General features: G+C 31.0%; 15 protein-coding genes. 2 read left to right on the top strand and 13 right to left on the bottom strand.

Features of this window, described 5'->3' with window-relative positions; all coding sequences use genetic code 11:
• Positions 1-15 precede the first annotated feature (15 nt).
• Genes B5E87_RS08310 through B5E87_RS08300 form a run of 3 tightly spaced genes read right to left on the bottom strand, consistent with a single transcriptional unit; the run spans position 16 to position 1,974 of the window.
• Complete coding sequence (locus B5E87_RS08310) at positions 16-303, bottom strand: DUF1905 domain-containing protein (RefSeq protein ID WP_087244468.1); 288 nt, start codon at positions 301-303, stop codon at positions 16-18.
• The gene (locus B5E87_RS08305) at positions 300-1,457 is read right to left on the bottom strand and encodes an AI-2E family transporter (protein WP_241147152.1); all 1,158 of its coding nucleotides are present in this window, start codon (positions 1,455-1,457) and stop codon (positions 300-302) included. The genes B5E87_RS08310 and B5E87_RS08305 overlap by 4 nt, the downstream gene beginning before the upstream one ends.
• A gap of 34 nt (positions 1,458-1,491) precedes the next feature.
• The gene (locus B5E87_RS08300) at positions 1,492-1,974 is read right to left on the bottom strand and encodes a QueT transporter family protein (RefSeq protein WP_087244466.1); all 483 of its coding nucleotides are present in this window, start codon (positions 1,972-1,974) and stop codon (positions 1,492-1,494) included.
• Positions 1,975-2,085: 111 nt separating this feature from the next.
• On the opposite strand from B5E87_RS08300, the gene B5E87_RS08295 reads away from it, so the two are divergent.
• Complete coding sequence (locus B5E87_RS08295) at positions 2,086-2,901, top strand: Cof-type HAD-IIB family hydrolase (RefSeq protein WP_087244465.1); 816 nt, start codon at positions 2,086-2,088, stop codon at positions 2,899-2,901.
• Positions 2,902-2,919: 18 nt separating this feature from the next.
• Here the strand turns inward: B5E87_RS08295 and B5E87_RS08290 are convergent, their stop codons facing one another.
• From B5E87_RS08290 to thrC, 9 genes are all read right to left on the bottom strand, one after another.
• Complete coding sequence (locus B5E87_RS08290; RefSeq protein ID WP_087244464.1) at positions 2,920-3,606, bottom strand: LiaF transmembrane domain-containing protein; 687 nt, start codon at positions 3,604-3,606, stop codon at positions 2,920-2,922.
• A gap of 1 nt (position 3,607) precedes the next feature.
• Complete coding sequence (locus B5E87_RS08285; protein WP_087244463.1) at positions 3,608-4,063, bottom strand: LytTR family DNA-binding domain-containing protein; 456 nt, start codon at positions 4,061-4,063, stop codon at positions 3,608-3,610.
• Positions 4,064-4,199: 136 nt separating this feature from the next.
• A complete protein-coding gene (locus B5E87_RS08280; RefSeq protein WP_087244462.1) occupies positions 4,200-5,648 on the bottom strand; it encodes a glycoside hydrolase family 1 protein in 1,449 nt (482 codons plus the stop codon).
• A 14-nt stretch (positions 5,649-5,662) separates the two neighbouring features.
• Positions 5,663-6,562 (bottom strand): alpha/beta hydrolase, encoded by a 900-nt coding sequence (locus tag B5E87_RS08275; protein WP_087244461.1) that lies wholly within the window; start codon positions 6,560-6,562, stop codon positions 5,663-5,665.
• Complete coding sequence (locus tag B5E87_RS08270; protein WP_087244460.1) at positions 6,559-7,797, bottom strand: hypothetical protein; 1,239 nt, start codon at positions 7,795-7,797, stop codon at positions 6,559-6,561. Before B5E87_RS08270 ends, B5E87_RS08275 begins: the two co-directional genes overlap by 4 nt.
• 3 nt (positions 7,798-7,800) lie before the next feature.
• The gene (locus B5E87_RS08265) at positions 7,801-8,049 is read right to left on the bottom strand and encodes a hypothetical protein (RefSeq protein ID WP_087244459.1); all 249 of its coding nucleotides are present in this window, start codon (positions 8,047-8,049) and stop codon (positions 7,801-7,803) included.
• A gap of 158 nt (positions 8,050-8,207) precedes the next feature.
• On the bottom strand, positions 8,208-8,966 hold the full coding sequence (locus B5E87_RS08260; protein ID WP_087244458.1) for a histidinol-phosphatase: 759 nt from the start codon (positions 8,964-8,966) through the stop codon (positions 8,208-8,210).
• A 78-nt stretch (positions 8,967-9,044) separates the two neighbouring features.
• Entirely contained in the window at positions 9,045-9,938 is an 894-nt protein-coding gene (gene thrB, locus B5E87_RS08255; RefSeq protein ID WP_087244457.1) for a homoserine kinase, read from the bottom strand.
• Complete coding sequence (gene thrC, locus B5E87_RS08250) at positions 9,935-11,425, bottom strand: threonine synthase (protein ID WP_087244456.1); 1,491 nt, start codon at positions 11,423-11,425, stop codon at positions 9,935-9,937. The genes thrB and thrC overlap by 4 nt, the downstream gene beginning before the upstream one ends.
• Positions 11,426-11,631: 206 nt before the next feature.
• Between thrC and asnA the strand changes: the two genes are divergently transcribed.
• Positions 11,632-12,648 carry an aspartate--ammonia ligase gene (gene asnA / locus B5E87_RS08245; RefSeq protein ID WP_087244455.1) on the top strand — a complete coding sequence of 339 codons (1,017 nt, stop codon included), beginning with the start codon at positions 11,632-11,634 and terminating at the stop codon, positions 12,646-12,648.
• Positions 12,649-12,699: 51 nt separating this feature from the next.
• On the opposite strand, the gene B5E87_RS08240 is transcribed toward asnA, so the two are convergent.
• Complete coding sequence (locus B5E87_RS08240) at positions 12,700-13,353, bottom strand: HAD family hydrolase (RefSeq protein WP_087244454.1); 654 nt, start codon at positions 13,351-13,353, stop codon at positions 12,700-12,702.
• Positions 13,354-13,683: the final 330 nt, after the last annotated feature.

Below are 13,683 nucleotides of genomic sequence, written 5' to 3'. Positions count from 1 at the left end.
TCATATAATAAAAGATTATTTTTCTCTCTTTGCAACCACCACATGAACAGAATCACCAGGTTGCTTGTTTAATTGTTTTCTAATAGATTTCAACATCCCAATAATATAACAGATTTGACCATATTCATCTTTCACTCCCATATTGACAATACTTCCATCATAGGGAACACCATCAAATGTGACATGAACTTTCATTCTTCCTTTTCCATATAATTGTCTTATATCATAGGGACAAATCACATAAGCACCATCTCGATCCTCTACTTTATGAATCATGGCATCAAATTCAAATAAGTGACTCATTCAACTATCTCCTCTTGTTTTTTGGCTAAATTTCTTTTCACTTCTAAACGATAATTTGTCCATCTTCTCAATAACTCATAAATAACTGAGAAAGTTGGTAATCCAAAAACCATTCCTGGTATACCAAACAATCCGCCACCAACACTGACTGCAAATAACACCCATAAAGCTGATAAACCAACTGAATTTCCTACAACATGTGGATAGATTAAATTGGATTCAAACTGCTGTAATAGGGTACTGAAAACAAGAAAAATCAATGCTTTCACAGGTGATACAAATAATATTAACACTGAAGATATCACTGCCCCAATAATAGGCCCAAAATATGGAATAATATTTGTAAAACCAATGACAATAGCCGCAATAGATGCATAAGGAATATCTAAAATCATACAACCAATATAACACAATACGCCAATAATAATTGATTCTGTTAATTGTCCAGCTAAGAAATTCTCAAAAGTTGTTCCTGTTAATTTGACAACTTCGCTGATATACTGATAATGTTGATCATTAAATAAAGCATGTGCAAATTTCTTCACCTGTCTGATTAGTTTATCTTTAGAGAAAATCATATAGATAGCCATAACAAATCCCATAAAAATATTAATGACACTTGTTGTGATATGGGAAACACCTGAAGCAATATTAGGTGCCCAAGCCGTTAAAGTAGAAATGAATGTTTGAGCAAAACGTGTTTGAAATTCATTAATTTTATCAAGAAGATCTGGTGATAAACGAATTTCTTCAAACACATAATTCAACCATTTTTCAGCCTGCGCAAAAATACTAGGTAAATTATCTATCAATGTTCTTATATTTTCTATAACTTGTGGCACAACAACCATAACAACAAGTAATAATACTAATAAAATAAGTAACACTGATAAAATCGCTGAAACAACTCTACGCTTTTTCTTATTTTGTATAGCTAGTTTCTTTTCAAAGAGCTTCATTGGAATATTAAAGATAAAAGCCAGAATAAAACCTATAATAAATGGTTGAATAATATTTAATAATTCCCCCAAATATTGAAAAATACTTTCAAAATAAATCACCCCTAAAACAAGTAAAGCGGTATAACTCAAAATAATGAATATATTTTTTAATGTCAAATCATGTACTTTTATGGATGTTTTCAAATCAATCACCTCATTTTTATTTTATATTGTCATTATGAACTCTTTATTTATCTTCCATAATATATTTTTGCATCAAAGATGGATTCTTTTCTAAGAATTTAAACACAAAGACACCTATCAATAATACAATCAGTTCCCCTATAAACACATACATAGCATTTATAAAAAATGGTAAATCCAATAAAAAATATAACTCTGCACCAACAATAATCCCATTAAACAAAGCACCTAAAAAAGCTCCTAGAAATAAGTTAGAAATCATTGTCAATGATAGACAAGTTATAAATGATGCTAGCGTACCAAATATAACATCATAAATGCCTAATGGAGAAAACGCATTAGCCAACATGCATCCTACAAGTAATCCCGGAATATAGCGACGATTATAAAAAGCTAAGAAAATCAATATTTCAGATAATCTTAACTGAATTGCACCATAAGAAAAAGCAGAACATACCAAAGTGAAAACAGCATATATACAGGCTATCATTGCATTTATCGCAACTATTTGTATTTTTCTTTTCATATCTCAACCTCACTTCTTTATTCATTATACCATATTTTATATTTCTTTAAAAAAAGCTTTTCATTTATTCTTCCATTAATTAAACTATATTTAAAGATAGGAGGAATCATTATGACAACGCTTTATGTTTCTGATTTAGATGGTACACTATTAAATTCCAATCAGACATTATCTCCCTTTACCATCCAGACAATCAATCAGCTTGTTAGTGATGGTATGTTATTTTCTTATGCAACTGCCAGATCTTATCAGACAGCTAAGAAAGTCACACAAGGATTACAGGCGCCTTTTCCTTTAATTGTTTATAATGGTGCATGTGTGAGAGATAATGTATCAGGTGAGATCTTATTATCACATTGTTTCCAAGAAGATATTCATCTGCTTTTAGATCATTTTTTAAACAATCATCTTTATCCTATTGTCTATGCGTTTATTGACGGTGAAGAAAAATTTTCTTTTATTCCAGAAAAATGCACACCCGGAATGCTTGAATTTATTGAGTCTAGGAAAGGTGATCCACGTATCAGAATCATCCATCATCCCAAAGACTTTTATGTTGGTCAAATTTTTTATGTCACATTGATTGATGAAACAGATAAGCTTAAACCGTTTTATGAATATTATCAAAAACAATATCATTGTTTATTCCAAAAAGATATTTATACAAATCAACAATGGCTTGAAATTATGCCTCAAGGGACATCTAAAGCACATGCTATTGAACAATTAAAACATATTTATCATTATGATCGTCTTGTTGTTTTTGGAGATGGAGAAAATGATATAGAAATGTTTCAGTTAGCTGATGAAGCTTATACAGTAGATAATGCACATGAAAAATTAAAAGCAATCGCTACTCAAATCATCCCTTCCAATGATCAAGATGGGGTTGCTCAATTTTTAAAAAAGGCATATCAAAAGCTATAATATGATTTCACATTATAGCTATACATAGATAATCTTCACTTCAGATAAATTTATTTTTCCTTTTAAAATCATTGTATGTTCAACAATATTATGATCAAACATTTCCATATCAATATATGATAGTACACTATCTGTACAATTCTTCACTTTCCATGTCTTTGGAATATAAAGTTCTAACATGGCACAGCTCATATAAAGATAACAATTGATCTCCTGTCCTTTTATATCAGCCTGATCAAAATAAATCTTCATCATTCCTGCTCTATTGGTAATGGTTATATCTTCCATATTTTGTGAGTCAATATAACGAATACAGCTTCCAAAGCTTTCTTTAATATCAACATGCCCATCTTTTACAGTTTTTTTATCTTGAATATCCTGTGCGTAATGGGTATGTTTTTTTGATGATGGAAATAATATATGACAACCTATACTTGCTAATAAGGCAGCTATTAAGACTGTCCAAGGCGTAATGGCTTCTAAACCAAGTGGCTCATCATAAATGATGATTAAAAACGCTATTGAAAACAAGAATCCTGTTGCACGTTTATGTAATAAACTAGATAAAGCAGATACACCAAAAAAAACTGTCAGTAATAAAGTCCATATACTCATATGTATATTCACAAGACCTAATTGTGTCACAATCAATAAGACTGCCAAAGCAATAAACAAAACACCCCAAAACATTTTACTTTTTTTCATCTTATAACCTCTTTTCCTCTAATCTTATTTTGAGTGGTTTATAATAATGTCTAGATACATACACTTGCTTATGTGTATCTTCAAATTCAATAAGACATGGACTAGATATTGTTTTATGAATAGCATATATTTTCTTGACATTCAAAATAGTCGACTTTGATATTCTCATAAAATTTCCTGGTAACATTTCTTCAAGTTCATACAGTTTATATTTAATCTGATACATATCATTTTTGGTATGGGCATGAATATGATGATCACTGGTTTCAAAAAATAAAATATCGTCCAATGATAAATAATATTCTACTTGACCTTTATAAAAAATCATTGTTTTTGAACTTTTAGACATATCATGAATCACTTCTTGTATGCGTTGCACTTTTTCATTCAAAGATGGAGCTTTAATAACCACTTCTTCTTCCTGTAAACTCTCATCTATTTCTATTTTGACTTTCATATCTAATCTCCTTTGATATCTTTACTATAATAAGAAATACCAAAAAAGTAAATACTCCTAGCCTAAGTGGTTCATATGTCAAAGTAAGTGGTCAAAAAAAGGTATGTATCATGAAATGATATATACCTTCTTCATCCTATAATTCTTCACCGTTTGTTTCGATGACTTTTTTATACCAATAATAAGAATCTTTTGGAATTCTATTCAATGTTCCAGAATTTTCATCTTCTTCTCTATCAACATATACAAATCCATAACGTTTCTGATATCCATTTAACCAGCTTAATAAATCTGTATATGACCATGTACAATAAGCCAAAACTCGACATCCATCATCAATAGCTTTCTTTAATTCTTCAATATGTGCTTTTAAATAAGCAATACGATATGGATCATGAACCTGTCCATCTTCAACCTTATCAAAAGCTCCTAAACCATTTTCAGAAATAACAACAGGTAAATCATAACGTGAAGTAATATCACGACAGCACATTCTGATTCCCATTGGATCTATTGTCCAATCCCAGTCAGTTGTTGGCAAGAAATCATTTGCCGGATTCTTATATAATCCTGGTACACCTTGAACTTGAGCTGTTCCTTTTTCACCTGTGTTGTTCATTGTATTCGTCATACCAACACCATTGATATCATTATATTCAGCAACACATGTCTGATAATAATTCACACCCATAAAGTCAACTAATGCAGCAGCTTTTTTCAAAATGTCTTCATCGCCATCTTCCATTTGTGGAGTGACTCCTTGACTTTCTAAATATGCCCAAGCACTTCTTGGATAACGTCCATAAGCATAGATATCCATCCACCAATAATTTTGTAAATCATCATAATCAGCTTTAGCCATCGCATTTTCAGGTTTTCTATCATATGCATAACATGGACTATAAGCAAATGAAGCACCAACTTTGGCGTCAGGATACATTTCTTTTAAAGCCAAAACTGTCTTTGCATGTGCCATATTGGCATGATGGTTAACCTGATAGAATGTTTTCATATCATTTTCTTTTCCTGGTGGATGCATTCCTTTTAACCATCCAAATGATGTAAAGATATTTTGTTCGTTCATTGTAATCCAATATTTAACACGATCTCCATATCTTTTGAAAAGTGTTGTTGCATAGTTTACATAATCATCAACAATCTGACGACTTTCCCATCCATGATATTGATCTTCTAAAGCTTGAGGCATATCCCAGTGATAAACTGTCACCATAGGTTCAATGCCATATTTTAATAATTCATTAATTAAATTATCATAGAATTGAAGCCCAGCTTCATTCACTTCACCATTTCCATTTGGATAGATTCTTGTCCAGGCAATAGAGAAACGATACGTTTTTAATCCCATTTCTGCCATTAATTTGACATCTTCCTTGTAACGATGATAATGGTCAACAGCTTTATCCCCTGTTGTTGCTTTAAAAGTCTTTCCTGGAATTCTTACAAACTTATCCCAATTGGAAACACCTTTTCCATCTGCATCCCATCCACCTTCTACCTGATAGGCAGCAGATGCACTTCCCCATAAAAAGTCTTGAGGGAAACCTTTTGATTTTTCAAAATACATATAAGTCCTCCTTTTTATATATTCTCATTCATAAACTCAATAAGAGATAATGAATATGAATCCTGTTGATCTTTTAAATCATAAAGATGTTCTTCTTTGATTGGAAACAATAATTTCTCAGAAGCATCATGATTATATAATGGAAATACCATATGGAATGGCACATCCTGATCATTTTTAGAATGAATATAAACTGTTGGAATCTGATTTTTCTTAACCAGTTCTACAGTATCTAATTTTTTAATATCTAGCTTTAACTCATCTTTCACGACTTTTCTAATCATCATACCCGCTAAATATTTCGTTACTTTCATCTCTTTTTGACATTTCAATGTCAAATAGTGATAAACATTGTCATAAGCTCCTTCACTGATAATCAAATCTACATTCTTTAATTTACCAAGTCCAGAAGCATTTAAAATCGTATTTGCTCCCATTCCTTTTCCATACATAATCAAACGATGCTGATCTCCATACTTCTGTAATAAATACGTATTGAAATACATTAAATCAAAAACATCACGATAACCAAAACCACGAATATATCCATCACTTAAACCATGAGCATGTGCATCAATCATTAAAATATTATCATTTTCAAAAACGCTTTCTAAATATTCAACAGTCTGTGTTAAAGACTTCGCTGATGCCATTAATGCATGCAAACAAACAATTGTTCTTGTCGCATTTGGTTTTTCTATCAGATAAGCTTGAAGATATAAACCTTTATGATTTTGTATTTTGACTTTTTGAGCATTGATTTTTTCATACCAGTTTCCTTGATCTTCTTTATTTAAATGTTCACGATATAATACCTTTTTAGCAAACTGATTAGCTAAAGCTAAGCTTGCTGTTAAGGTAGAAGCTGTTAAAGTAGAAGCAACTGCTGTTGTAATGGCTACCTTCTTTTTCATTTATACCACTCCTTAAAATTATCCATTAATAATCTATTAATATTTGTAACCTGTTCAAATGAACTGAGGCGATAACTTTCATTTTCCATTCTTGCTGCAAAATACTGTATAGCTGTCACCAATTCATCTCTCACTTTTGGTTTCATGTTATCTGGGAAAGATTCAATTGGAAAACAAGTAAAGACAAAGGTATTATAATCTCTATGGAATAAATCCAGTAAGATCTGATATCCTTCTGCTTGAATAATAGAATTTCCTAATGCCAGATCCAAATCATGATTTGCAAAAGTTAACATATAATGAATAATATTACGCAACACATTCATTAAAACTTCATAATAATGATCATAATCACTATAAAAAATATAGTAAATATACGAAAAAACAAGATTCCCCTGATTTTCATCTTTCTTTTTATCAACCAATACAAAATCTTTCTCTATTAATGTAAATTCATCTTTAAATGTATCTATAATAGCTTTTGTCACATGGTATTGTGATAAAACCATAGATCCAAAATCAGTCATAATAGCAAATGTAAATCGTGAATTTAAGCATAGTGTACGAATAGCCTTAAAAAGTTCATCAGGAACATTCTTATAAAATTTATCTAAATGACGATAAACAATGCGTATGATTTTTCTAATATAATAAAGATGATATTGATATTCAGTATCTAAATATTTTGAATTGGTACCATCCCACTCATATTGATATAGCACAGATTCAAATAAAAGATTCACTGAATCAATAAAGTTTTTATAATTCTTATGTTTCAAATTCATCTTTAAACATGGTAAGAAAATTTTATAGAAATCATCCATTGTTTGTTGGTTAATTCCATGATGATACTTCATATAACTTAAAATATCACAGAAATCAATAGGGGCTAAGATATTCAGTTCGCTTGATACTGTCTTGATAAAATTCTCATACAATGAATAATGCAAAACACGTTTATATCCTAGTTTTGCTAGTATTCTTGAAAGAGCATCTTTAACAATATAAAGCTTTTCCTGTTCATGTAGATCTTCTGAAAAAGTATACGTAATTTCACCCTGACAATGAATTTCAACAAAAATATCAATTTGTCTAAAATTCTGATCCAACATATAATAATGCACTTTAAACGTATGTTCTTCAGTGCGATAGCCACTATGATAACGATATTTTCCTACATACTGTGATTGATGATCAGCCATGAATTTTTCCATGACTGCTTTATCAAACGTCATATTTTATCCTCCTTTATGAGCTTTTTGAAAACGTGGTAAAAACTGATTACGTACATACTGCACGGCAATGTAACGTATATTTTCTTTAGAAAAATCTCCTCCTATAGATAATGAAGTATCCATAATTTCTTCAGTCAATAAAGTTAATTCATGATCTGATAATTCTATTTTTTCCAAAGCAATAGTTGTTCTTACAATTTCTTTACAATCATCTATATAATTCTTTTTATCTATATCTGTCACATGTTCCATATTTTAACACTCCTCTTATTCATCATTATAACATGATTATATGTCTTTTTTATAGACAATTCTGTCTTTTTTTTAAGTCATTTTATGATGCTTTTCTTCATCATTTCTCATATAAAAAGATAGCTCTGTTCTATCTTCTCTACATCTCTTTTTCACAGCTATCTTAAAAAAGTTATGTCTTCAGTTATGGATAAACCTAAGTTTTCTAAATGTTGTCGGGCCTGATGATACGTTTTCATATCCAGTAAAGATTGGCTTTCATGAGCATCTGTTCCAATAATAATGCGATTGCCCACCTCTCTAGCTATTTTGAAAAAAGAATCATTAGGATAATGACGATGTGTTTTATATCCTAACAAATTAAATTCTAATGGTAAATTCATTTCCTTTGCCTTGATACATAATCTAAGCATTTCCTGCTTATAGAATGGATCCGATGTATCATAACGTGCCAAATCTGGATGTGCCACATAACTGTATAATCCAGTTTCCATAGCTTTTATGCAGCTATCAACATATTGAGATAATTGTGATTTTGTAAGAGGATGTCCAAAATATATACCTGTTTCATCACTGCCATCATAATGATGACCTAAAATAATATAATCAATAGGATATTGTTTTAACATGTTTCTTAAACCATCCATATATTTTTCGAAATATTCACATTCCAATCCTATTTTAATAGAGATTTGATTTTTGTATTTTTCCTTTAATTTTAATAAAGTTGATACATAATCATCAATCTCATAGGCTTCCATACGCATCGTTGGATGAAATGAGGAATCATAAATCCAAGGGGTATGATCACTAAATCCAAGTTCTGTATAACCAGATTGAATAGCTGATAGAATATAATCTTCTTCACTATCTATAGCATGTTGACAACGTCTTGTATGAGTATGATAATTCTTCACTATGACTCAGCTCCTTTTCTTGATAATTATAGCGTAAATTGAATCATTTGAAAATAAAAAGGCATCTTATGAAGATACCTATTCATAATCACATGTATAACCACGCATATCTAATTCTAATTTTTCTACCTGCCAATCTTTCAACAAATCACCAAGCTCTTCCTTCATTCTTACAACACCTTTTTTATCACTTTCTCTAATCAATGCCATAATCGTTGGACCAGCCCCTGATAAATAGCATCCCAGCACATGTTCATCCTGTTCCAAAACAGACATAATTTCATCATATCCCTGAATTAAAGTTCCACGATAAGGTTGATGCAGGCGATCCTTAAAACCAAGTTTAAGTCCATCATCATATCCATTGATTAAAGAGGCAACCATTAATGCTAAATGAGAAACATTCGCAATAGCATCCTGACGAGGCAACTGTTGCGGTAAAACAGCACGAGATTTTTCTGTTGATAAAGTAAATGGAGGTATAAAAGCAACAAAACGATAATCATGTTTGACAGGAATATTCAACGTTGTGACATGTTTTTCATTCATGACTGACACTGTCAATCCACCAAAAATGGCTGGTGCTACGTTATCTGGATGACCTTCTATTTGTGTTGCCAGTTCTAATATTTCCTGTCGATCTTCACTACGGTCCATGAACGCATATGCACCGACAATACCTGCAACAATACATGTTGAAGAACTTCCTAAACCTCTTGTATAAGGGACATCTCCACTACATTCAATACGTAATCCTTGAAACTGCAATCCACAAGCTTTTGCACCTTCAACAAATGCTCGATAAGTTAAATTGTCCTGATTACAGAATTGTTGCGGACAGCCCGTAATTTCTAAGCCCTGATCCAGCAATTCAAAAACAAATGTATTGTATAATGTCACAGCAAGACCTGCAACATCAAATCCCGGTCCTAAGTTAGCACTTGTCGCCGGAACTCTCACTTTGACTTTCATAATGACATCTCCTTTATTTTTTGAGAAATCTCATGAATTATATCATCTTTATCAATAACTTTTTGATGTAAAATTTCTTTTTGATCAAGTTGAACTAATGGTTTTGGAATATCAACACCTGTTTTTTCATAAACAGCTTCAATCGCTTGATATTCAGATAAGCTTTGATCTGTTAAAGCTTTATAAACAGAATCAGCAAATTTATATGGTGAAGCTGTCGCTAAAATAATTGTCTTTGTTTCATCTCCCGAAGTCTTTTGATATTCTTTATAAACGCCATAACCAATAGCAGTATGTGTATCTAAAAGATAACCTGTCTGTTCAAAACATGTTTTGATTGTATCTAGTACTTCATCTTCATTAAGCCATCCTGCCTTAAATACATCCTGTATCTTTTCTAGTAAATCAGATGAAATTTCATAAACACCATTTTGATTCAAATCATCCATATATGATTTTACCTTTTGACTTTCCTGTGCCATCATATACACAAGTCTTTCTAAATTACTTGAAACAAGGATATCCATGGCAGGTGCATTTGTTTTATAAAATTCACGACGTGCATCATATTTCCCAGTACGGAAAAAATCAGTCAAAATATTATTTCTATTAGACGCTACAATAAATTTTTGGATTGGTAAACCCATCTTTTTCGCTAGAACTCCAGCCAAACAATTCCCAAAGTTTCCACTTGGTATAGTGAAATGAACACTCTCACCTAAACGAATCTCATTTTTATTAACAAGTGTCATATATGAATAAAAATAATACACAATCTGTGGAATCAAACGCCCTATATTAATAGAGTTAGCTGAAGAAAGGAAAACATGATGTTCATCACATAAATCTTTTAATGCTGATGATTGAAAAGCCTGTTTCACTGCTCTTTGAGCATCATCAAAATTTCCCTGAATTCCAACCACATCAACATTGTTTCCTGTCTGTGTTACCATTTGTTGTTTTTGAATAGGTGAAACCCCATCAACAGGATAGAAAACCTGAATATATGTTCCATCTACATCTTTAAATCCTTCTAAAGCAGCTTTTCCAGTATCTCCAGATGTTGCAGCTAAAATCATAACTTTTCTTTGTTCACCTTTTTTCTTAAGTGAATATGTCATAAAATGTGGCAATAATGATAATGCCATATCTTTAAAAGCGGCTGTTGGTCCCTGGAATAATTCAGCGATAAAAACATCTCCTGCCTGTTTAACAGGAACAACTTCCTGAGGAAATAAATTTTGTCCATAAGCTTTTTGACATAATGCTCTCATTTCTTCTTTTTCCTGTTCTCCCACAAAAGAAGTCATAATTTCAGTTGCCATGTCTACATAAGATAAATGTTGTAATGCTTTTAAATCTTTCTGATCCAATTCAAAAGCAGGAACAAGCAATCCTCCATCACTACCAATTCCCTGTAAAATAGCATCACAAAAATCCAATGGTCTTTGTTGACCTCTTGTACTCACATATTTCTTTTCATTCATGATATACACCTGCTTTCCATATTTGTTACATTGTATACAATTTTAAAATACAAGTCAATATTATTAGAATATTTAAGTATAGTTCCTATTTATTTTATAAAATATCTAAAAATAACAAATATTTTATGATATTTTTAAAATATCATTTTGACTAATATTCTACAATATACTATAATAGCAATAATTATATGAAGGGGGAATCAAAAATGAGTCAAATCATTATACCAAATGATTATCAACCACATCTTAATTTAATTGAAACTGAAGTTGCTATTAAGATGATTAAAGATACATTTGAAAGAAGATTAGCTGAACAGCTTCGTTTAACACGTGTCTCTGCGCCTTTATTTCTATTAAAAAATACTGGGCTTAATGATGATTTAAACGGAATTGAAAAACCTGTTTCATTTACTTCATTTGAATTGAATCATAATGATGAAATCGAAATCATTCATTCTTTAGCTAAATGGAAAAGAGATGCTCTTTATCGCTATGGTTTTGAACAACATACAGGTTTATATACAGATATGAATGCAATTAGAAAAGATGAAGAATTAGATAATATTCATTCTATGTATGTAGACCAATGGGATTGGGAAATGGTGATTTCCAAGGAAGATCGTACTTTAGATTATTTTAAAGCAATTGTTTCAAAAATATATAATGCTTTATTAGATGTTGAATTTCTCATGATCAGACACTACCCACAACTCGGTGAATCTATTTTACCTGATGAAATCTATTTTATCACTTCTCAAGAGTTAGAAGATTTATATCCAGATCTTTCACCTAAAGAAAGAGAAAAAGCTATCACAAAAGATAAAAAAGCTGTCTGCATCTTACAAATTGGGGATATTTTAAAATCAGGAAAAAAACATGATGGACGTGCACCTGATTATGATGATTGGAAATTAAATGGGGATATCCTTGTTTATAACACGCAATTAGATGATGCATTAGAAATTTCAAGTATGGGTATTCGTGTAGATGAACACGCATTAAAAGAACAATTAGAAAAAGCCAATGCAATGGAACGTTTATCTTTACCTTTCCATCAAAATGTAATCAATCATGTTCTTCCATTAAGTATTGGTGGTGGAATTGGTCAAAGCCGTTTATGTATGTTCTTTTTAAGAAAAGCTCATATTGGAGAAGTACAAGCTTCTTTATGGGATGATGAAACTATGAAATTATGTAAAGAAAATCACATTCATTTATTATAAAAAAATACACTATAATCAATCAGATCCGGTTGATTATAGTTTTTTATGTCATCACATATTTTCTAAGATTGTTATAACATCCAATAATGATGCCAAAACACCTTGTGTCTTTTGTACATAGTCTTCACCTGGTTGCTTTAAATCAGGAATACAATAGACAGGCACTTTCGCATCATAAGCCGCCTGTATACCTGCTTCACTATCTTCTAAAACAATAGCCTCTGACGGCAAAACATTTAATCTTTCACAGGCTTTTAAGAAAATATCAGGATATGGCTTCCCTCTTTGGACATCACTGCCACAAATGATTTCATCAAAATAAGAAAGAATATGATGCATGTCTAAAATATGGCAAGCTCTTGAAGGGAGACTAGATGTAGCTAAAGCGATTTGATAATGATGATCTTTAAGATATTGTAATAATTCTTTTGCTCCTTTTTTTAATGCAACCCCATCTTCTTGCATGAATTGTGTTTCTAAACGATGAAATAATTGAAATTTTTCTTCAATATCATAATCCAGATGATAATGTTCCTTAATAAACTGTAAAGAGACTTTCAATTGCTTCCCTGGATAATCTTTGACATAATCATCCATTGTAAATGAATATCCATAACTTTCAATCAATTTTTTATAACATTTATATGAAATGACTTCACTATCAATCAAAAGCCCATCCATATCAAAAATAACTGCCTTTAACATAACCATCCTCCTCAACTTTATGTTTATCTTATTACAAAACACTTGAAAAGAAAAGTTCCTTACAGAAACAGAAAAAATTTTCTCAGATAAAAAATACCCCTTCACTCATGAAGAGGTCAATGGAGTCAACTTAGTATATTAGACTAGGTGACTCTTTTTTTATTTCTGTAATTCTTGTGGTATGACTATATGTACTCTTTATTATTATGCAAAAAAAAAGCGCATAAAGCCCCTGTTGATTTTTTTCGTTTTTTAAAATTTTATCCCATTAAATTTATGATACAATATAATTGTATTCTTAACTACGGGGATATTGTCATAAGCACTGAT

This window comes from Massilimicrobiota sp. An142 (assembly GCF_002160725.1).
GTDB lineage: Bacteria > Bacillota_I > Bacilli_A > Erysipelotrichales > Coprobacillaceae > Allocoprobacillus > Allocoprobacillus merdigallinarum.
Note: the sequence above shows the minus strand (reverse complement) of the source record. Positions and strands in the feature narration are given on the sequence as shown.

Coding starts and splice junctions, on each gene's coding strand:
- B5E87_RS08280 (WP_087244462.1), bottom strand. CDS start 5,648: ATGTATTTTGAAAAATCAAAAGGTTTCCCTCAAGACTTTTTATGGGGA.
- B5E87_RS08285 (WP_087244463.1), bottom strand. CDS start 4,063: ATGAAAGTCAAAATAGAAATAGATGAGAGTTTACAGGAAGAAGAAGTG.
- asnA (WP_087244455.1), top strand. CDS start 11,632: ATGAGTCAAATCATTATACCAAATGATTATCAACCACATCTTAATTTA.
- B5E87_RS08265 (WP_087244459.1), bottom strand. CDS start 8,049: ATGGAACATGTGACAGATATAGATAAAAAGAATTATATAGATGATTGT.
- B5E87_RS08270 (WP_087244460.1), bottom strand. CDS start 7,797: ATGACGTTTGATAAAGCAGTCATGGAAAAATTCATGGCTGATCATCAA.
- B5E87_RS08290 (WP_087244464.1), bottom strand. CDS start 3,606: ATGAAAAAAAGTAAAATGTTTTGGGGTGTTTTGTTTATTGCTTTGGCA.
- B5E87_RS08310 (WP_087244468.1), bottom strand. CDS start 303: ATGAGTCACTTATTTGAATTTGATGCCATGATTCATAAAGTAGAGGAT.
- B5E87_RS08295 (WP_087244465.1), top strand. CDS start 2,086: ATGACAACGCTTTATGTTTCTGATTTAGATGGTACACTATTAAATTCC.
- B5E87_RS08240 (WP_087244454.1), bottom strand. CDS start 13,353: ATGTTAAAGGCAGTTATTTTTGATATGGATGGGCTTTTGATTGATAGT.
- B5E87_RS08275 (WP_087244461.1), bottom strand. CDS start 6,562: ATGAAAAAGAAGGTAGCCATTACAACAGCAGTTGCTTCTACTTTAACA.
- B5E87_RS08300 (WP_087244466.1), bottom strand. CDS start 1,974: ATGAAAAGAAAAATACAAATAGTTGCGATAAATGCAATGATAGCCTGT.
- thrC (WP_087244456.1), bottom strand. CDS start 11,425: ATGAATGAAAAGAAATATGTGAGTACAAGAGGTCAACAAAGACCATTG.
- thrB (WP_087244457.1), bottom strand. CDS start 9,938: ATGAAAGTCAAAGTGAGAGTTCCGGCGACAAGTGCTAACTTAGGACCG.